At 32.7% G+C, this 19,914-nt stretch carries 17 protein-coding genes, 1 tRNA gene, 1 pseudogene and 1 riboswitch; of the genes and pseudogenes, 3 read left to right on the top strand and 16 right to left on the bottom strand.

Annotated elements, in window-relative coordinates; genetic code table 11:
• Nucleotides 1-4: 4 nt before the first annotated feature.
• The 4 genes from TMATH_RS04315 to TMATH_RS04300 are packed head-to-tail and all read right to left on the bottom strand — an operon-like array spanning nucleotide 5 to nucleotide 2,901.
• The gene (locus tag TMATH_RS04315; protein WP_013150113.1) at nucleotides 5-1,312 is read right to left on the bottom strand and encodes a [Fe-Fe] hydrogenase large subunit C-terminal domain-containing protein; all 1,308 of its coding nucleotides are present in this window, start codon (nucleotides 1,310-1,312) and stop codon (nucleotides 5-7) included.
• Between the two features lie 8 nt (nucleotides 1,313-1,320).
• Nucleotides 1,321-1,770: an ATP-binding protein gene (locus TMATH_RS04310; RefSeq protein ID WP_013150112.1), complete on the bottom strand. Its 450-nt coding sequence runs from the start codon at nucleotides 1,768-1,770 to the stop codon at nucleotides 1,321-1,323.
• Nucleotides 1,727-2,095 carry a DRTGG domain-containing protein gene (locus TMATH_RS04305; protein ID WP_012994904.1) on the bottom strand — a complete coding sequence of 123 codons (369 nt, stop codon included), beginning with the start codon at nucleotides 2,093-2,095 and terminating at the stop codon, nucleotides 1,727-1,729. Before TMATH_RS04305 ends, TMATH_RS04310 begins: the two co-directional genes overlap by 44 nt.
• A gap of 14 nt (nucleotides 2,096-2,109) precedes the next feature.
• Entirely contained in the window at nucleotides 2,110-2,901 is a 792-nt protein-coding gene (locus TMATH_RS04300; RefSeq protein ID WP_013150111.1) for a hypothetical protein, read from the bottom strand.
• 136 nt (nucleotides 2,902-3,037) lie between these two features.
• On the opposite strand from TMATH_RS04300, the gene TMATH_RS04295 reads away from it, so the two are divergent.
• Nucleotides 3,038-3,595 (top strand): lytic transglycosylase domain-containing protein, encoded by a 558-nt coding sequence (locus TMATH_RS04295; RefSeq protein ID WP_013150110.1) that lies wholly within the window; start codon nucleotides 3,038-3,040, stop codon nucleotides 3,593-3,595.
• A 301-nt stretch (nucleotides 3,596-3,896) separates the two neighbouring features.
• Here TMATH_RS04295 and typA read toward each other — a convergent pair whose 3' ends face one another.
• The 10 genes and pseudogenes from typA to TMATH_RS04240 all read right to left on the bottom strand — a co-directional run bounded on the left by typA (nucleotide 3,897) and on the right by TMATH_RS04240 (nucleotide 16,419).
• Nucleotides 3,897-5,720 carry a translational GTPase TypA gene (typA, locus tag TMATH_RS04290; protein ID WP_013150109.1) on the bottom strand — a complete coding sequence of 608 codons (1,824 nt, stop codon included), beginning with the start codon at nucleotides 5,718-5,720 and terminating at the stop codon, nucleotides 3,897-3,899.
• Nucleotides 5,721-5,837: 117 nt separating this feature from the next.
• A complete protein-coding gene (locus TMATH_RS04285; RefSeq protein WP_013150108.1) occupies nucleotides 5,838-6,758 on the bottom strand; it encodes a C40 family peptidase in 921 nt (306 codons plus the stop codon).
• A 5-nt stretch (nucleotides 6,759-6,763) separates the two neighbouring features.
• A riboswitch (cyclic di-AMP (ydaO/yuaA leader) is annotated at nucleotides 6,764-6,896 on the bottom strand.
• Nucleotides 6,897-7,054: 158 nt separating this feature from the next.
• Nucleotides 7,055-7,139: transfer RNA gene (locus TMATH_RS04280), tRNA-Leu, on the bottom strand.
• Between the two features lie 1,000 nt (nucleotides 7,140-8,139).
• Nucleotides 8,140-9,723, bottom strand: a complete 1,584-nt coding sequence (locus TMATH_RS04270; RefSeq protein WP_013150106.1) for a peptide ABC transporter substrate-binding protein — start codon at nucleotides 9,721-9,723, stop codon at nucleotides 8,140-8,142.
• Between the two features lie 19 nt (nucleotides 9,724-9,742).
• The gene (locus tag TMATH_RS04265; RefSeq protein WP_012994897.1) at nucleotides 9,743-10,777 is read right to left on the bottom strand and encodes a nicotinate phosphoribosyltransferase; all 1,035 of its coding nucleotides are present in this window, start codon (nucleotides 10,775-10,777) and stop codon (nucleotides 9,743-9,745) included.
• Nucleotides 10,778-10,859: 82 nt separating this feature from the next.
• Nucleotides 10,860-11,416: pseudogene (locus TMATH_RS04260) on the bottom strand (lytic transglycosylase domain-containing protein).
• 23 nt (nucleotides 11,417-11,439) lie between these two features.
• On the bottom strand, nucleotides 11,440-12,036 hold the full coding sequence (coaE, locus tag TMATH_RS04255; protein ID WP_012994895.1) for a dephospho-CoA kinase: 597 nt from the start codon (nucleotides 12,034-12,036) through the stop codon (nucleotides 11,440-11,442).
• An 11-nt stretch (nucleotides 12,037-12,047) separates the two neighbouring features.
• Entirely contained in the window at nucleotides 12,048-14,666 is a 2,619-nt protein-coding gene (gene polA / locus TMATH_RS04250; RefSeq protein WP_013150105.1) for a DNA polymerase I, read from the bottom strand.
• A 65-nt stretch (nucleotides 14,667-14,731) separates the two neighbouring features.
• Nucleotides 14,732-15,844, bottom strand: coding sequence for a DUF4349 domain-containing protein (locus tag TMATH_RS04245; RefSeq protein WP_232192621.1), 1,113 nt, complete (start codon nucleotides 15,842-15,844; stop codon nucleotides 14,732-14,734).
• Nucleotides 15,844-16,419 (bottom strand): RNA polymerase sigma factor, encoded by a 576-nt coding sequence (locus TMATH_RS04240; RefSeq protein WP_012994892.1) that lies wholly within the window; start codon nucleotides 16,417-16,419, stop codon nucleotides 15,844-15,846. The genes TMATH_RS04245 and TMATH_RS04240 overlap by 1 nt, the downstream gene beginning before the upstream one ends.
• Nucleotides 16,420-16,717: 298 nt before the next feature.
• On the opposite strand from TMATH_RS04240, the gene TMATH_RS04235 reads away from it, so the two are divergent.
• Nucleotides 16,718-18,037 (top strand): amino acid permease, encoded by a 1,320-nt coding sequence (locus TMATH_RS04235; RefSeq protein ID WP_013150104.1) that lies wholly within the window; start codon nucleotides 16,718-16,720, stop codon nucleotides 18,035-18,037.
• 102 nt (nucleotides 18,038-18,139) lie between these two features.
• Here TMATH_RS04235 and TMATH_RS04230 read toward each other — a convergent pair whose 3' ends face one another.
• Nucleotides 18,140-18,556, bottom strand: a complete 417-nt coding sequence (locus tag TMATH_RS04230; protein WP_012994890.1) for a PspC domain-containing protein — start codon at nucleotides 18,554-18,556, stop codon at nucleotides 18,140-18,142.
• Nucleotides 18,557-18,588: 32 nt separating this feature from the next.
• Nucleotides 18,589-18,870: a LiaI-LiaF-like domain-containing protein gene (locus tag TMATH_RS04225; RefSeq protein ID WP_012994889.1), complete on the bottom strand. Its 282-nt coding sequence runs from the start codon at nucleotides 18,868-18,870 to the stop codon at nucleotides 18,589-18,591.
• A gap of 105 nt (nucleotides 18,871-18,975) precedes the next feature.
• Between TMATH_RS04225 and TMATH_RS04220 the strand changes: the two genes are divergently transcribed.
• Nucleotides 18,976-19,899 (top strand): glycosyl hydrolase family 18 protein, encoded by a 924-nt coding sequence (locus TMATH_RS04220; protein ID WP_012994888.1) that lies wholly within the window; start codon nucleotides 18,976-18,978, stop codon nucleotides 19,897-19,899.
• Nucleotides 19,900-19,914: the final 15 nt, after the last annotated feature.

The following is a 19,914-nucleotide window of genomic DNA, read 5'->3' as shown; positions in this document are numbered from 1 at the left end:
AATTTCACTCCTTTTCGTCACTTAAAACTGGAGGAATTTTACCCGCAAGGTCATTTAATTCTTGAGACAAATTTTTTATTTTGTCTTTTAATATAAAAATGCAATCATATTCCGTAGCATACCCTTTCACTATATCTTCCGCCAATGCCCTGCAAGTAGGAGAACCACAAGAACCACAGTCAAGTCCTGGTAAGGCTTTGTATTGAGTGTCTATTTGTTTCATCATTTCAAGCGCTTTTGAAATGTCTTTGTCCAACTTCATAACTTCACTTTTTTCTATTTTCTTTTTCCATTTCACCTCTTCAAAATCAATCTCTTCCTCATCAAACAAAGCCTCTTCTTTTTTAGGAAGTTTTTCTGTCAGTTTTCTTATTCTATTTTTGGCCACAAAATTATTTTCAACAGTCAACGGTCCACCAATACACCCACCGATACATGCAAGCCCTTCAAAAAAGTCTAAATCGTTCAATTTTCCTAATTCAATCTCTTCTAAAACATCCACAACATTGTGTATCCCGTCTACATAAATACTATTTTCTGTAAAAGTACCAAAAGCTTCTCCCCCAGAGTTTGCCCAGCCAACACCTATCATAGAAGCCTTGCTTAAATCTCTAACAACAGTAGTCTTAGCTTTTTGAATTATTAGGCCATATATTTCTTTCATAGAAAAAACCCCATCAATTTTGGATTTTTCTATACCAATAGGATTTTTCACACTTGTCACTTTTGCAGCACAGGGAGAAATGAAAAAAACTCCTATTTCCTCTTCCTTCAGTCCCGTCTTTTTAATTGCTTCCTTTTTTGCTAATATCGCCGCAGTATCCATAGGAGAACATATATCCAATAAATTATCAATCAAAGAGGGAAATCTGATTTGTACGAGTCGCACAACAGCAGGACAAGCAGAAGATATAACTGGTTTTTTTAAATTCCCTTTTGCTAATGCTTCCCGCGTAAATTTAGAAACAATTTCAGCAGCATATGCTACTTCAAAAACCTCATCAAATCCCACATCCAGTAAAGCACTCAATATTTGATTAATAGTTAAATCCCTAAATTGTCCATATAAAGAAGGAGCAGGAAGTGCAATCTTGTACTTGAAATCTTTCATCATATCCAAACTATCAGTTACCGCCAATTTAGCATGATATGGACACACACGTATACACTCACCACAATCTATACACCTTTCATTTATAATCCTTGCTTTCCCATCTCTTACCCTTATTGCCTCTGTAGGACATCTTTTTATGCAATTAGTACACCCTCTACATCTATCCTTATCTAATGTTACAGAGTGAAAATATAACATTTTATCACCTACTTAAACAAAATTTCCATCACCACAGTTGTTCCCTCTTTACTGCTTTTTATATCCATGAAATCCGAATTCTCCTTCATATTAGGAAGCCCCATGCCGGCTCCAAATCCCATTTCCCTTATCTCTTCAGGAGCAGTAGAATATCCTTCTTTCATGGCAAGTTCAATGTCTTCTATTCCAGGGCCTGTGTCTTCTGCAGTTATGCGTATTTTATCGCCAAAAATCTCTATTTTCATGTGACCTCCATAAGAATGAATTATTATATTCATCTCTGCTTCATAGCAAGCTATGCAACTTCTCCTTACAACATCTGGATTTAAGGAAAGCTGTTTTAATACTGACCTTAAATTGCTGGAAACCTCTCCCGCAGAATCAAAATCTCTTGCTTTTACATCAAAATCTAAACTATAAAGTACCATTTCCTTCACCACTTTTACAAGTAAGCCCATTGGAGTACAAAAGGCCACAAGCAATGTAAAGAGGATATTTCGTTTTCATTATCACTAGCCCTGCCTTTTTAGCAAGTTCCAATATGTCCTCTCCCGGATTCTTACCTCTTACAAATACTATACATTTAATATCTCCAACTACTTCTGCAGTCCTTATAACCTGCACATTAGTAAGCCCTGTCAAAAGCACAGCCTTTTCGTCACGTGATGCCAAAACATCACTCATCAAGTCCGCTCCACAAGCAGTAAACACTTCTTCTTCCAATTTTTCTTCTCCTATCATAACTTCTGCATTTAAAATTTCTTTTACCTCTTTTAATCTCATACCCTAACACCCCATCATTGATTCTGCACAGCAATTGTTTTCAAAAAAGCGTTGTATTCTTCACAAGATTGCCATAAACTTTCTTGCAACAAACTAAATGTATTTCCATCTTCTAAAGCAGCTGATATTTCAATTTTTTCAATATCAGTTGTTATTTTATCGACAATATCTGTCGTCTTTTGTACTAGTGCAGTCATTTCTTTTTTTCCAAAATCCCCATTTCCATTTTTAAAACTATCTACTTTCCTTTTTAATTCCTCCAATTCTTGTCGTTCTAACTTGTCATCATAAGCCTTATAAGAAAGAGTAGCTATATAATCAAGAATTTGTTTAAAATCTTGTAATTTACTTGTAAAATCATCCATATCTGATGTTAATTTCTTATCATATTTAATTCTGAGAGAAGGTCCCCTTTTTAAATATACTTCACTGGAAATTCCTTGAGACTTTAAAGAGGAAGAAAATAAAGCAGCCTGTTCTTTATCTAAAAATATACCACCTATCAACAAATACTTATCAGAATATTTACTAACGAAAGAGTAAACTCTTTTCATCCTCATTAAATCTTCTTGATATTTTGCAGTCTCAAAATCTGAATAGCTGCCTAAAATAATTTCAAACAAGTCTACGCCTTTAACAACCATCTCTTTAAAATTATTGCTGTCATTTGTTTTTGAAATGTTAGGCACTATAATATCTTTTGAAACAAAATAACCTGCTAAAAGAGACACCAGAGGAATTATTAATACAACAATTAACACTTCCAGTATTCTTTCGTTTTTCATTGCTTCATCAACCCTTACCATAAACCTTTACTTATATTATACTATACTCCTTTAAAAAATCCTTTAAAAATTTTAATAGGACTTTTTTACTAATTTACACTTTTAAAAGAGGTTTTAGAGGAATTTTGTCGAATTATATATGATGGGAGGGGTAGAATTGATAAATATTGTAAATCAAATAATTGAAAATAAATTTAGAGAAATTCAAAGTAGACTCCCTGCTAATGTAAAAATATTTAATACAGATAAACCTTTTGCCGAAGTTTTAAAGAATGCTATAGAAAATCAACAATACAATTCAGGAAATGTAAGTAACAATGCATCATCAACAAATACAAATTTACAACAAATTGAAGATTTAATACAACGGGCCAGTCAAAAATATAATATAGATGCAAACCTTATTAGAGCAGTTATCAAAGCAGAGTCTAATTTTAATCCTTTCGCAGTTTCTCCTGCAGGAGCAATGGGACTTATGCAGCTTATGCCTTCGACTGCAAAGGAATTGAATGTATCCAATCCTTTTGACCCTTCTCAAAATATAGATGGAGGAGTAAGATACCTAAAAAATTTGCTAGACACTTACCATGACATAAGATTAGCATTAGCTGCATATAATGCTGGTCCTCAATCAGTAGAAAAATATCAAGGTATTCCCCCTTACCAAGAAACTATAAATTATATAAGCAAAATTTTAAATGAATTATATAAATAGAAGGAGCCATCAAGCTCCTTTAGACTGTATACAAACTTTCGGAAATAGGATATTTTGCATAAGGCACAACTTGTGACAAAGCGTTAACAAAACTTAGCGAGACCGAGGGCGGAGGCAGGGCCGAAGCCAAGGATGGCGGAGGCGGGCACCTGAGACAGGAGGTCGAATGTGCCCGTGACCCTGCCGGAACCCGAAGGTGGAGCTTAGTTTTGCGCTGTGGAACATCAGAGTGACGATGCAAAATATCCTATTTTAAAAAATTTTTACTTTGTCAACAAGCTGAAGGATGCATAAAGCTCCTTTATTTGTTATATTTTGCACTTTTATACCTCTGTTGAGAATCCAAAATCTTTTTTCGTATTCTAATGCTTTGAGGAGTAACTTCAACTAATTCATCATTGTCTATAAATTCTAATGCTTCTTCTAACGACATCTTTTTTATAGGTGATAGCCTCAAAGCCTCATCTGCCGTCGCAGACCTTAAATTTGTCACATGTTTTTTCTTACATACATTTACATCAATATCTCCACTTCTTGCATTAATCCCCACAACCATCCCTTCATATACCTTTGTACCTGGCTCTATAAAAAGTGTTCCTCTTTCTTGCGCGTTGTAAAGCCCATACGTTGTCGCAACGCCTGTCTCAAAAGCTACAAGAGCGCCTCTTCCCCGAGAAGGAATGTCTCCTTTATAAGGTTCATAATCATAAAATACCGAAGTCATTATCCCATTTCCTTTGGTATCTGTTAAAAATTCAGAACGATACCCTATCAAGCCTCTTGTAGGTATTTTAAACTTAAGCCTTACAGTCCCCGGTTTCAATGTGTGCATATCCATCAACTCAGCTTTTCTCGGCCCTAATTTTTCAATTACAACTCCCATATATTCTTCTGGGATATCTATTGTCAAAAGTTCAATAGGTTCCATCTTTACTCCATTTTCCTCTTTAAAAATTACTGTAGGCTTAGAAACCTGCAATTCATACCCTTCCCGCCTCATAGTCTCAATTAAAATAGAAAGATGTAACTCTCCTCTTCCAGATACTTTAAAAGAATCAGGAGAATCAGTTTCTTCAACACGCAACGCTACGTTTGTCTCTAACTCCTTAAAAAGCCTTTCTCTTAAATGCCTTGAAGTAACGTATTTACCTTCGGTTCCTGCAAAAGGACTGGTATTTACACTAAAAGTCATAGTAACTGTAGGCTCTTCTATTCGAACAAAGTCTACCGCTTCAGGATTATCCCTATCTGCAATAGTTTCTCCAATCTCAATATCGCTTATGCCAGAAACTGCTACAATATCTCCTAAACTTGCTTCTTCTACTTGCACTCTTTTTAGTCCTTCAAACTGATATAAATTATTTATGTGAACTTTTTGTATCGACCCGTCTCTTTTACATATGGCCGCTTCTTCTCCTGAAATTATCTTCCCTCTAACTATTTTTCCAATGGCAATTCTCCCAATGTAATCATCATAATCTAAAGTAGTCACTATAAGTTGCAGGGGGGCTTCAATGTTTCCTGAGGGAGCAGGAATATACTCTAAAATCGTATCAAAAAGAGGTCTCAAGTCATGAGATTCTTCATCTAAGCTTAATTTTGCTATACCTTCTTTTGCAGAAGTGTAAACCACAGGAAAATCGATTTGGTCATCATTTGCTCCTAATTCAATAAATAAATCTAAGACTTCGTCAATAACCTCCTCTGGCCTTGCATCAGGTCTATCAATTTTATTTATAACAACTATAGGTTTTAAATCTAGTTCCAAAGCTTTGCTTAACACAAAACGGGTCTGTGGCATAGGTCCTTCGAAAGAATCCACCAGCAAAAGTACCCCATCTACCATTTTTAATACTCGCTCTACTTCACCGCTAAAATCCGCATGTCCTGGGGTATCCACTATATTTATTTTCACATCTTTATATCGTATAGCAGTATTTTTTGCAAGAATCGTTATTCCTCTCTCTCTTTCTAAATCGTTAAAGTCCAAAATCCTTTCCTCAACTTTTTCATTTGACCTAAAAATACCGCTTTGTTTAAGCATAGCATCAACCAAAGTAGTTTTTCCATGATCAACATGAGCAATAATGGCTATATTTCTTACATCTTCTCTTACAAATTTCATAAGGTATCTCCTTCCATAAAATAGGCTGTATCGCATGTACAGTATTATATAATATATTAAAGGATAAAAATAGTCAATATAAAAAAGAGCACTCTCTAGAGCACTCTTTTATCATCGTCATTTTATAATTCTTCTTGCTGTAACATAATGTTCTTTATAATAACCTTCATTTAAAGAACTTATTATGACCTTTCCTCTACCTGAAGAGCTTTGTATAAACTCCCCATTGCCAATATATATTCCTGAATGGTTTATCACACTACTCCCCAATGTTTTAAAAAATACCAAATCGCCTGGTTGAAGGTCACCGTAACTCACATATTCTCCTACAGTAGATTGGTCCTTCGCCGTTCGTGGCAAATCAAAACCAAAATTTTTAAATACGTAATAAACAAAACCGGAACAATCAAATCCTTTTGGAGTTGAGCCACCATAGACATATGGAGTCCCCACAAAAGACTTAGCATAATCTATTAATCTATCCACTAAACTCCTATCCACTTCACCTCTTGAGATATTTGAAGTGCTCCTTACCGCTAAGTACTGTCCGTAAATCCATCCTTCTCTTCCGTCAGAAAGCTTTATCTTGTACCACCCATTTTGCTTATCTAATACAGTCACTGTAGTGTTCTTGTTAAGCTGGGTTATGATACTCCCTGATAAGCTTCCTTTACTTCGCACATTTACATAATTACCTGTCACTATACCAACACTTAAATTTTCGGTATCTCCTCTTGAAACATTTGAAAAACTTCTTACAGATAAATATTTACCAAAAACCCATCCTTCTCTTCCATTTGAAAGCTTTATTTTATACCAGCCGTTTTGCTTATCTAATACAGTCACTGTGTCATTCCAATTTAGCTGGGTAATAACACTTCCTGCTAAACTTCCTTGGGTCCGCACATTTACATAATTACCTGTAATTTTTCCAATTCCCAATCCTTCCGCAAACACTGGGCTCAAAAAAGAACTGCCAATCAGCGTTGCACCAAACACAGAAATTACAAAAATCATTTTTCCCAGTCGCCTATCCACCGCAAATCTCCTTCCTTTATTGCCTCCGGAGTTAGCTGTCGGGTGCGGGACAGAAGGCATCCCTACTGTAGCTTAAAACTACAGATTAACCCCCAAAAGCGGTTCCTCCGTACCTTTCGGATTCGGCAAGATTGCATACTTTGTCCTTTTGTTTTATCATATCATATACTACAGTCAAAGTCAATGTTTACATTAAATCTTTCTTAAACTTTTTAATCTTTTTTTAATATATTTTATAAAAAATTAATAATTTGTGTGACAAAAAAATAAAAGGCTCAACGCCTCTTTCTCTTTTATGGTGCGGAGGGTGGGACTTGAACCCACACGGGAAACCCCATACGCCCCTCAAACGTACGCGTCTGCCAGTTCCGCCACCACCGCACGCTTTATTTAATTTCGTTACATTATGAATTATATAATCTTTTTAAGTCAGTGTCAATACCTATTTTTAGTCCTGTGTTATTATTCTGTGATATTGTCATATTAAAAGTATTCTGCTAATTTATTTCTTAGTCTTTCTTATTAATTATGAAAATTAACGAATACCCTGATACAACAGCTAGTGCATTAATGATATGCTTTGATATATATACTAGATAGAAGAAATCTAACGAAACAGGGTAAAAATAGGATAAAACTATGATAACTAAAGGTAAAATAAAAGTTAATAAATATTCATAATTTATCACCCATTTACCTTTTTTCTTAGCTTCACTCAAAAAAAAGGGAATGGTTAATAATATCCCTAAAACAAAATAAAAAATTAGATTGCTCCATATAAGTATTATTTGGTTATACGTAATTTCCGAAATACGGTTCATCTTTTGAAGTAATATGTTACTTACAATTAAATAAGTATATATTAGCAGTATAAAAACAATCTTAAACTTTACATTTTCTTTTTTCATTAACAATCTTCCCTTCTTTCATAAATAAAAAATGAACGCCTCTATCTTATTGTAATACATTTCAATTCTTTTAAGTTCTTTGGATATTTTAACTTCAATTTCACTTTTATTCAATATCCTTTTACATATCCATTATTCAACATCAATACCCATTCGCTACTGGTCCCTCGATGAAGTGTTACCCATGAAGTAGAACCATATCCATGCGAAATATCTGTTCTTACAGGTAGCCATCCGTAACTTGAAAGATTGTAGTAATAATAGTTATAACCACACAGTGGGATCTTCTACTATCCAACCTCCAGATACGGCAGTTAAGGTTATGTGTTCATATCCATTTATATCATATGTTTCCCAATAAATTGTAGAATAAGCTTTCACACTTAGACTAGGATCCCAAGCACTTTTCTTAATTTTTTTATATTATATTCTCCCTTCTATTCATTTACTAAAAATTCTAGGATAACTTTACACTACTTTTTTATATACCATTTTTCTATATTATTGAAAACATTAAATCCAGTAGGGTCAATACCTTTTACCTTGTTATATGCCATAACTGCTCTTTCAATATAGAAAAGGCCAATCACAGGTTGTTCCTCTAAAAAAACTTGTTCCAAAGCTTGATAATCTGTTTTTAAAGAATTCTCTTCTGAATCATAAAAAATTCTACTATATATTTCATCAACTTTAGAATTACTATAACCTATAAAATTGTCTTTACCTTTTGTTATAAACATTTCAGACATATCTTGATTATAACTTAAATTCCACTCCATTAGTACTAAATCAAAATTACCCGAATACACAGTACTTAGTAAATTATCCCAATCTTTCGGTACAATATTTATTTCAATTCCTACATCTTTTAAATTATTCTTTATAATTTGAGCAACCTTAATTAAATAAGGATTATTTGCATTTACTATCAAATCAAATTTGAGCTGATAAGTTCCATTACTCCTTATTCCCTTAACTAAATTCCAACCACTTTCCTCCAATATTTTATTTGCTTCTTTTATATCATAATTATGAGATACTATTTTATTGCTATAAAGCCATGAATCAGGACGGACTGGAATACATGTTTTTAGGCCATGGCCAAAATATACATCTCTTAAAATTTTGTCAGTATCTATTCCATAACACATAGCTTTTCTAACATTTGAATCTTTTAAAGCTGGATTTCGATAGTTAGGTGCTATAAGTACATAATCTTGAATAACATATTTATAAATATTTACATTTGAAATTTCTTTGTATTTATCCCAGTCTATGTCACTTAAAAAAGTAAAATCCGCCTCCTTGCTTTGAAAAGATGTTATCATCGCATTTTCATTAGGTACAATTTTAAAAACTATACTATCTATATAAGGTTTGTCGTCTCTATAATAAGGATTTCTTTCAAAAATAACTTCTCTGCCAACTCTGTAAGAAGATATTTTATATGGTCCTGTACCGATAGGTACAATGTCTTTATTTAAAATATCTTTTTCATCTTTGAATTGATGTTCGGCTAAAATAGGAAAAGTAAATAAAGCTATTGGATTTGCAACAGGTTTATTTAAAACAACTTCAAATTCGTAATCACCATTTGTTTTATAAGAGGAGAGATAGTTAATGAGAATATCCCTATAAGGACTTTTCACTTCCTTATTTTTAAAAGAATCAAAAGTAAATTTTACATCATGAGCCGTAAAATTTACTCCATCCTGCCATTTAACATTCTTTTTTAAATAAAATTTTATATTAAGTCCATTTATTTGCCACTCTTCTACTAATTGAGGAATAGGTTTTAAAGTTTTATCTATAGTAACTAATCCTTCCAATGACAAATTTAACATTTGCCTTACTCGTTCATCGCTGTTTAAAAAAGGATTTAACGTCTCAAAAGAAGTAATATTTACTCTTAAAGTGCCACCCTCTACTGGCTTTTCTTCTTCAATATTAGTTTTATCTTCAGAGGCTTGCGGCAAATTTACTATATTTTGTGAAAATGTTTTGCATCCCGTAAAAATAAACAGCAAAATGAAAGATAATATAATAAATTTTCTCATTAACTATCATCTCCGAAAACTATTTTATCTTTTTCAACTTTTTATTTTCTATAATACCTGGAATTCTTCCTCTTTTAGCAATAGGTACTCCTTCCACTTCTTTTATATCCATAGTCATATCAATAGGTTGAGCATCAGATATGTAACTTCCTACACCAAAAGCATCCGCCCCACTTTCAGAAAGTTCTGCAACTTTCTCAGGATTTAAACCTCCGGAAACTATAATTTTTACGTTTGTAAATCCCTTTTGATTCAACCTTTGCCTCAACTCATATACCAATCCAGGTGTAACTCCCCCTCTTTCTGATGGAGTATCAAGTCTTACTCCATATAATCTATCCCCTAAAAATTCAGCAACTCTTAAAGCCTCCTCCACTTCGTCTTTAAAAGTATCAACTAAAATGGTTATTCTCTCATCAGGTGGAGTTATATCTCTGTATGCTCTTGCTACCTCAAGTGTATCCCCCGTAATCAAAAAGGCAGCATGAGGTACCGTCCCTTTAGGATCTTTCCCCATTAATCTTGCACCTAAAATACAGCTGGCATCATCTGCTCCTCCAACGAGTGCCGCTCTTTCCATAACAGGTGCTACAGCTGGATGAACATGCCTTGCCCCAAAGCATAATATTGGTTTGCCATTGGCAACTTCTTTAAGCTCTCTTGCTGCTGTTGCCCAACCAGAAGAACTTGCAAGAATTCCTAATATTGCCGTTTCATAAATTCCAAATTCACTATAAGGTCCTTTTATTCTCATTACCGTATCTTTAGCTTCAAAAGTATCTCCTTCTTTCAAAGACCATACTTCCACATTTTTGTCTTTAAGTAAACTCATTACTTCTGGTAATCCTGCAAAAACTCCTTTTTTTCTTGGAAATATCTCTGCAGTAACTATTTTATCCTGTACACCAAGATATGATAAAATATCTTGGGTTCTTAAAAAATACACATCTGTAGTCCAAGCATTTTTTATTTCTTCATGAGTGGCTGAGAAAAACTCCCTATCTCTTTCGATTTTTACTTCCTTTAAGTCTTTTAAATGTTTCAACGGTTTCATTTGTGTCCTCCCTTTTTATTTTCTTTTTAACGATACTATTATACCAATTTTTCAACTTTTTTTGTATATAGTAATCTTCATATCAATTCTTAGTTTCATATATGAACTTATAGATCTCGTAAACTGCTAATACCTTTTTTATATATTTATTTGTCTCAGGAAAAGGAACAATATGTAGTTGTTTACCATCTTTAGAAAATCTTTTATCTTTAAGCCATGCATCTACATTTCCACTGCCTCCGTTATAGGCCGCTAGAGCCAATTTAATATTTCCATTAAAAGTTTTAAGAAGATAAGTCAAATACCACGTTCCCATTTGAATATTATATTTAGGTTCAAAAAGCATACTATTGCTGTAATTTTTTATCCCTATTTCTTTAGCAATCCATTCTCCAGTTTCTGGTAAAATTTGCATTAACCCTCTAGCATTTTTGCTGGAAATTGCATCGCTTCTAAAATTACTTTCGACTTTTATCACAGCAAAAATAAGTTAGGGGTCCATGCCATACTCTTTTGCGTAATAAAATACATAATTATAGTATTTACGAGGATAAATTTTTTTAAAAAATAATGAGTATTTAACTCGTAAGTAAACAATAAACTTAATAGTATTAAAATTGCCGCAACTTTTTTTCTCAAAGTAACTCCTCCGATATCATGATTTACGTTGCAAATCTTTCCCAAAATAGTGTAACTTGTTTTTCCATAGCTTTAAAATCTTTGCTATTGTTTATTATAAAATCTGCGTACTTCATTTTTTCGTCCAAAGGCATTTGGCTTTTTATTCGGTTTATCGCATCCTTATAAGAAAGCTTATCCCTCTCCATAACCCTCTTTATTTGAGTTTTTGAGTCTACTACTACTAACCAAACCTCATCTACCATTTTATAAAGTTTCATCTCAATTAAAAGAGCTGCATCTAATACAATTGCCTTTTGCTGATTTTTTTTTCTTTCTTCTTCTATTTTTTCTTTTATCCTCTCTATTATTATGGGATGAGTAATTTCATTTAGTTTTTTAAGCTTTTTTCTGTCAGCAAACACAATATTGCCTAATTTCTTTCTGTCAATTTCGCCGTCTTCCTTTAAAATTTCTTTTCCAAAATATTCTACAATTCTATTATATGCTTCTGTTCCTTTTACCATTATTTCTCTTGATACAATATCTGCATCAATTACCACAGCTCCCATCTTTTTTAATAGCTTGGATACAGTACTTTTACCTGAGGCAATGCCGCCAGTAAGTCCAATTACTTGCATTTTTGCACACCTCACTTGGCCAAAAACCAATTAGGCCCTACGCCAATTTCAACAACCAGAGGAACTTTTAATTGCACTACATTTTCCATATTTTCTTTAAGTATCTTTTTTATGATATCTACTTCATCCTTATAAGTATCCACTACAAGCTCGTCATGAACTTGCAATATAAGCTTAGACTTAAGCTTTAATTTTTTTAAATCGTTGTATACCTTAACCATTGCCATTTTTATTATATCAGCCGCACTTCCCTGTATCGGAGCATTCATTGCTAACCTTTCGGCCTGCGATCTTTGAGTAAAATTTCTTGAGTTTATTTCAGGAATATATCTCCTTCTGTTCATTATTGTAGTCACATAGCCATTTTCTTTTGCAAATCGTACTATTTTTTCAATATAATCTTTTACTCCTTTATATCTTTCAAAATAATTATTTATGTACTCTTTTGCTTCTTTTCTTGATATTTTAAGGTCTCGAGAAAGCCCATAATCGCTTATGCCATATATTATGCCAAAATTTACGGCTTTTGCTGCTCTTCTCATCTCCGGTGTAACTTTTTCCATAGGAACTTTAAAAACCTCCGAAGCTGTCCTTAAATGTATATCTTCATTATTCATAAAAGATTCTATTAGCTTTTCATCTCCCGAAACATGTGCTAAAACCCTCAGTTCAATCTGAGAATAATCTGCTGAAACAATATATCCATCTCTACTCCTCGGAATAAAAGCCCTTCTAATTTGTCTGCCAAACTCTTCTCTTATAGGTATATTTTGTAGATTTGGCTCGGTGCTGCTTATTCTACCTGTAGCAGTAACCATTTGTTTAAAATTAGAATGTACTCTATTGTTTTCATCCATAAGAGGCAAAAATCCATCTATATAAGTAGATTTAAGTTTTGTAAGTTGCCGATACTCTATTATATCGCTGACAATATCATTATAAGGAACCAATTGTTCCAAAACTTCAGAATCCGTAGAGTATCCTGTTTTTGTTTTCTTTATTACTGGTAAGTTTAACTTTTCAAACAAAAATTCACTTAATTGCTTAGGTGAATTTACATTAAATTGATATCCTGCCTCTTTATAAATTTTATCTAGTATTTCTCCTATTCTATCATCTATCTTTTGTGAAAGCTCTTTTAGAACTTCTTTATCCAATGTAAAACCACTTACCTCCATTGATTTTAAAACTTCTACAAGAGGCATTTCTATTTCTAATAGAAGTTTTTTCATATCCATCTCTTCAATAAAATTCATCAGCTTTTCTTTTAAATCAAATAGATACACACATCTACTGCAAATATAATCAGCAAGTATGTTTTCGTCAATCTCTTCAATTTTCTTTTTATCCCTACCTTTGCCAAATATTCCTTCATAAGAAGGCACATCTACCTTTAAATATTTTTTTAGCACACGGTCTAAGTCATAGTTAGACTCAGAAGGATTCAGAAGATAAGCCATTACAGCAGTATCTATGTACTTGCTTTTACACTCTATTCCTTTATAAGAAAGCCTCACTAAAAAATCCTTTATTTCATGGGTTGTAAATTCAAAATCTTCTTTTTCAAAAATCTCCTTTAAATCTTCTGTTTGGAAAACGTCAATATAAACCGTATCCTTTCCAAAAGAAAAGGCTATTTTTTTTATTTCCCCTTCATAAATTAACGGGTAAAAAGCAATATTTCTGTTATCTTGCAACAAAGTTACTAATTCTTTTATATCTACTTTTGACCATTTTTCAACTTTATGATTATCTACAATCTCTATGCTACTTTCTTTCTTTATGTTATCAATTAAACTAAAGAATTCTAATTTATTAAAAAGCTCTAAAAGCTTCTCCTCATTAAATTTTTTTACTTTATACTCCTCAAAATCTATCTCAATGGGAATGTCTCTTTTTATAGTAGCAAGCCTCTTACTCATTATAGCTAACTCTTTATTGTTTTCTATATTTTCTTTTATTTTACCTTTAAGCTGAGAAAGATTTTGGATCAAATTTTCAATTGTTCCAAAATCCTTTAATAGCTTAATCGCAGTTTTTTCCCCTATATTAGGTACTCCAGGGATATTATCAGATTTATCTCCCATAAGCCCTTTTAAATCTATAAACTGCTGAGGAGTTATTCCATACCTTTCTAAAATAGCCTTTTCGTCAAACTCTTCCATCTGAGTAATACCCTTTTTAGAAATTTTTATCTTCACTTTATCTGAAACTAATTGAAGAGCATCTCTGTCTCCTGTAACTACAAGCACTTCCATTCCTTTTTCCTCTGCCAGCTTTGAAATAGTCCCTATAATGTCATCAGCTTCATAACCTTCTAATTCTAATGTCTTTATATTAAAGCCATCTATAATTTCTTTCAAATAGTCTACTTGTTCAGCAAGTTCTTCAGGCATAGCTTGTCTTGTAGCTTTGTAGTCTTGATATTCTTTGTGTCTAAAAGTAGGAGCTTTTTTGTCAAAAGCAATAGCTATGTAATCAGGTTTTTCCTCCTCGATAAGTTTTATAAGCATCATAGTAAAACCATACAGAGCATTTGTAGGCAATCCCTCACTTGTAGTAAGCATGGGCAAGGCATAATAGGCTCTGTACATGAGGCTACTTCCATCAATTATTAAAAATTTATACATTAAATCACTCCCATTTTTATTTCTTTGTATTTTAATATACCGCAAAAAAAAGAAGATGTAAATTGTCATCTCCTTTTTTTGAAATAGATATACACTTTATAACCGATTAAAGCCAGTACACTATAAGGCAAAATTATCACCAATATTATTATCAACTTTTTCATAAAAAATATTAAAAAATTCATATTATTTATAAATGCTTCTTTTATACCTTTACCAATTCCCTTAAAAGAAACTATAGCCAAAGGTTTCTCATCTTTAGGTATCTCTTTTATTGAAAGATTTATGGTTGCCAGACTCGTAAGATTTTCCCATAATTTTAGCTGTCCTTCCATTGACTCTATTTCACTTCTTATCCTGTTTATTTCAGATTCTACTTCAAGCATTTCCTTGACTGTAGTAGCCTTATTCATGATGTCTTGAAGCTTTTGTTCCTCTACTTCCAAATTTTTTAGCCTTGCTTGTAAGTCATAATACTGGTCTGTAATGTCTTTGCTGTCAATCCTTAAAGCTGTTACTTTGCCAAAATCTTTAATTTGAGAAATCACACTTTCAAATTTATCTTCCCGCACCTTCAAAACAACATTTACCCTTTTGATATTATCACTGGATACTGTTTCCTCAGAAGTTTCAATAAAACCTTCTGCTTCTTTTACTAACTGAAAGACTTTATCATAACATCCATTGACGTCTTCTACTTCCAAGGAAATGGTTGCATTCTTTGTAATTTTCCTTGAAGTTCCTGCTGGCAATCCTCTTTCATTATTAGCTCCTTCTTTCTGAGGTAAGCCATAACTCTGTCCCATTTCAATGTTAGCTAAAGGAGTATTAGACTCAATTTGTAAGGATTTATTAAATGTATTCACTATAAATACTGTCATAAATATTAAAGATGTCGCAATAGCTACTATTGTTAACGTCTTTTTTAGCCTTTCTTTTTTCTTCTCTAAAAAATTTTTATGATAAATCAATTTTTGATGTAATTTTTTATTAAAATCTTCAGGAAGTTCTATAGGAGGCATATTTTTTAAACTTTTTATTATTTTTTTCTGCAGATAATATTCCTTTTTGCAACTTTCACAGCTTTCAAGGTGCTTTTCTAATTCTTCTTTTTGTGTTTTATCCAATTCATCGTCTACATATTGTGGTATAAGCTCAAGTACCTTTTCGCATTCCATCATAGCTGCCCCCTTTCTTCTAATGATAAAAATTCTGATAATGACTTTATTCTCTCTTTTAAAAGATTTCTTGCCCGCCATAATCGAGACTTTACAGTACCCAAATTTAAATTCATTATCTTGGATATTTCTTCATAGTTTAAGCCTTCTATATCCCTTAAAATCAAAACAATTTTATAATCTGCAGGAAGTTTGTTTATTTCTCTCATTAACATTTCTGCAGTTAATCTTTTATCTAACACCTCTTCAGGAGTTTCAAAATCTTTTATTTCATTCTCAAATTCTTCTATTTCTTTAAAATTACTTTTTTCCACATTTCTTTTTCTTAAATAATCTATAGCGCAGTTTATAGCAATCCTATAAAGCCATGTCCTGATACTGCTATTTCCCCTAAATTTTTTTATATTTAAATACGCTTTAAGTAAAGTCTCTTGAGTAAGGTCTAATGCTTCTTCCTTGTCAAAAACAATTTTCAATATTACGTTATATATGTATTTCTGATGCTCACTTACAAGAATTTCAAAAGCCTCCGTCTCCCCTGCTTTTGCTCTTCCCAACAAGTCCTCCCGTCCCACTTTCCAACCTCCCTTTTATCAATTTGGACGTAAAAAAATAAAACTTGTTCCCAAATATAAAAATGGCACTACAGAGAAAATACATTTTGTAAGAAAAGGTCAATTTTGATTGATACATATATTAATAATACGACATAATTTTACTTTATCCTTCTAATTTTGAAAATTTTTGATAATGAAGTGAACAAATAGATATGATTATAGATTCTACAGTAAAATGGAATGGCACGAAATAAAGTAATAATAATAAACTAAAACTAATTTGCTAATAATAATATTAACAAGCGGAGGTGTAAATATGGAAAAAGGTGAAATATCTGTAAATGAATTAGTGCTTATTGGTGTCGGAGGAATTTTGGGAGCAGGATTCTTTTTGGCCAGTGGCATTGCAATTCATACTGCTGGCCCTATTGTCATACTCAATTATGCTGTATCAGCTTTTATCATGTCACAAGTTTTTTATGCATTGTCACAAATGATTACTCACAAACCGGTAGAAGGCACTTTTAGAGTGTATGCAGAAGAAATTTTAGGCGATATTGGAGGTTTTTTAAGTGGCTGGGTGTATTGGACGGCAGGCGTTTTCATAATGTCCAGTGAAGTCACTGCTTCAGCTATATTTACTAAATATTGGTTTCCAGAAATGCCCCTTTGGTTTTTTGCATTTGTTTATTCTATACTGGTCATAGGTATCAATTTGATGGGAACAAAAAATTTTGGAGAAATTGAATCATGGTTTTCTACTATAAAAATAATTGCTTTATTTATTATCGTCATAGTGGGAATTCTTACAATAATGGGCTTTTTTACAAAAACCCCCACTGTAGGAATTAAAAATCTCTATGCTTACGGCGGATTTGCACCTCACGGAATAAAAGGATTTTTAGGTGCGATGCTCATGTCATTAATTCCCTTTGGCGGCGTAGAAGTTGTAGCAATGTCAGCAGTAAAAAGCAAGGACCCTCAAAAATATGCTCCAATAGCTTGTAAATACATAGTATTTTTTCTTACAATACTGTATATTTCCTCAATAACTTTGCTTCTAATGATAATACCATGGAACCACATTTCTATTAGAGAAAGTCCATTTATAAATCTTTTGGCTTTTACCAAAATTCCTTTTATAGCTTCAATAATGAACTTTGTAATACTTACAGCAGCTTTAACTACAATGAATGGTGCAATGTATGGAGTTACACAGGTACTTTACTCCTTAGGACAAGGTAGATTTGCTCCAACTTTTTTAACAAAAAAAACAAAAAGAGATGTGCCCATATATGCTCTTGCCTTAAGTAGTTTTGGGCTTTTCCTAGCAGTTGTTCTTTCCTACATACTACCAAAAAACGTCTACGAATACATAACAAGCGCTACGGGATTTATACAATTTTTTAACTGGATAATAATACTTTACACATTTATAAAGTACAAACCTATTATGGGATATACCTCATCTTCAAAGAAAGAATGGTTTACAATAATTCTGTTAGTGATAGTATTGTTTTCTTCATTGCTAATACCAAAACAATCAATTGGATTTTTCGGAGGAACTATAATACTCCTAAGCCTCTTTTTCTTATACTACATAAGCAAAAAACTTAATCTTTTTGATGTATGGTAAAATCGCCAACAATATATCATATTTTTTGAAACTCTGTCACTTCTCTTATGTCTACTTATAAGGAGATAGCCACCTTAATATGACGAAAATAAAACCAACTCCCTACGTTTTTTTTAATAAAATCCCTAAACCAATTATGATCAGCAAAACAGGCCAAATAATTTTAAAACTCAACCAAGGTAACAATCTATCTAGCAAAAGCAATGCTCCTAAAATCACTAAAGCCCAACCTAAAACTTCGTTTACTTTGTTAGAATTATCTTCTGCTTCTACCGTACTATCTTGTTGGTGTTCTTCGGCTTTAGGCTCTTCTTCTACAATTTTTCCTTTTAATTGATAAGGATTTTCCGGTATTAATATCCAAGCAATGATATACGGAATCAGTCCAATACCACTAAATATCGCTAAAAGGCAAATAATTCTTACTAAAGTCACATCAATGTCCAAATACTCCGCTATTCCTCCACAGACTCCTCCTACCATTTTTTCCACCCTAGACCTATACAATTTTCCACTCATATTGTGACCTCCAATCTAATATACTCTACTTATCATAAATCAATAAAATTCAAAGGAAACAAATAGAAAAACTTACCCGTAAAAATTAAGATTAAAATCGCCAATAATATAACTCCTATGTTAATATCACTCTTTTCATTTCCATATAATTTACTGCTAAATATCAGTTCTAAGCCCAGCAAAATAAAAAATATGGGCCATATCATTTTGTAAACTAAAGAAGGTATAAATACATTAAAATTCGGTAAAAGTAACAAAATCCCCATAAATATAAGAGAAAGTGCACTGGCTAAAATTCCTGTCCTTCTTTTCATTTTTACCATGCCTCCTTTACTTCACTCTATAAAACATTATACATATTATGAAAGTATAAAGTCAAAATAAAAAATTTTTATAAAAATATCTTTGGAGGTGTAATAATGGATAATAAATGGTATTTTGATATAGCTCCTGGCGCTGTTGATGACTTAAAAGCCCATGCAAAAGACATAACAACTCTCATTCCTTTTTGGTATGGAGTAAAAGAAGATGGAACCTTAGCCGACATGTCTTCAAATGAAGTCAAAAAGATCGCCTCTGATAACAATTTGCCTCTTTATCCTATAATCCACAATTATTCGGACCCAAAAAAGTCACAACTAATACACGACTTATTATCCTCTACCACTTTGAGAGATACTTTAATTGCAAGTATTAGAGATATGGCAGTTGCAAACAATTACCCCGGTATAAATATAGATTTTGAGTTTGTTCCCCCTGAAGACAGGTCAAATTTAAACACTTTTTTAGAAAACCTTTATACTTCCTTAAAAGCGGTAGGAAAAATTGTTACAATATCAGTGCCAGCAGAATTAAGTGATAACCCTCAGCATCCTTTTTCAGGTGCTTTTCAATATTCCTTTATCGCTCAAAATGCAGACCAGATATACATTCTCGCATACGATGAACACTTCTCACAGCCAGGGCCTATTGCTTCTATAGGCTTTGTCACAAATGTTTTAAATTATGCCGTAACAGTTATTCCACCTGAAAAAATATGGTTAGGAATGGCAGTATATGGCTACGACTGGACAGAAGGAATAAACTATCCTCGCACCCTCACATATGAACAGGCTGTAACTTTAGCTCGAAATCTTGGAGTAACTGTAATATATGATGAAACAGCACAAGAGTCCACTTATACCTACGTTTTAGACGGAAAAACCCATACAGTTTGGTTTGAAGATTCAAGAAGTTTTTCTGCAAAATTAGCTCTTGTAGACAGATACAAACTATCAGGAATAGCAATTTGGCGATTAGGTCAAGAAGACCCTGCTATATGGAATATTTTAAAAGAAAGGTAATTTTCTTTATCTTTT

The organism is Thermoanaerobacter mathranii subsp. mathranii str. A3 (genome assembly GCF_000092965.1).
In the GTDB taxonomy this organism is placed as follows: domain Bacteria; phylum Bacillota; class Thermoanaerobacteria; order Thermoanaerobacterales; family Thermoanaerobacteraceae; genus Thermoanaerobacter; species Thermoanaerobacter thermocopriae.
Note: the sequence above shows the minus strand (reverse complement) of the source record. Positions and strands in the feature narration are given on the sequence as shown.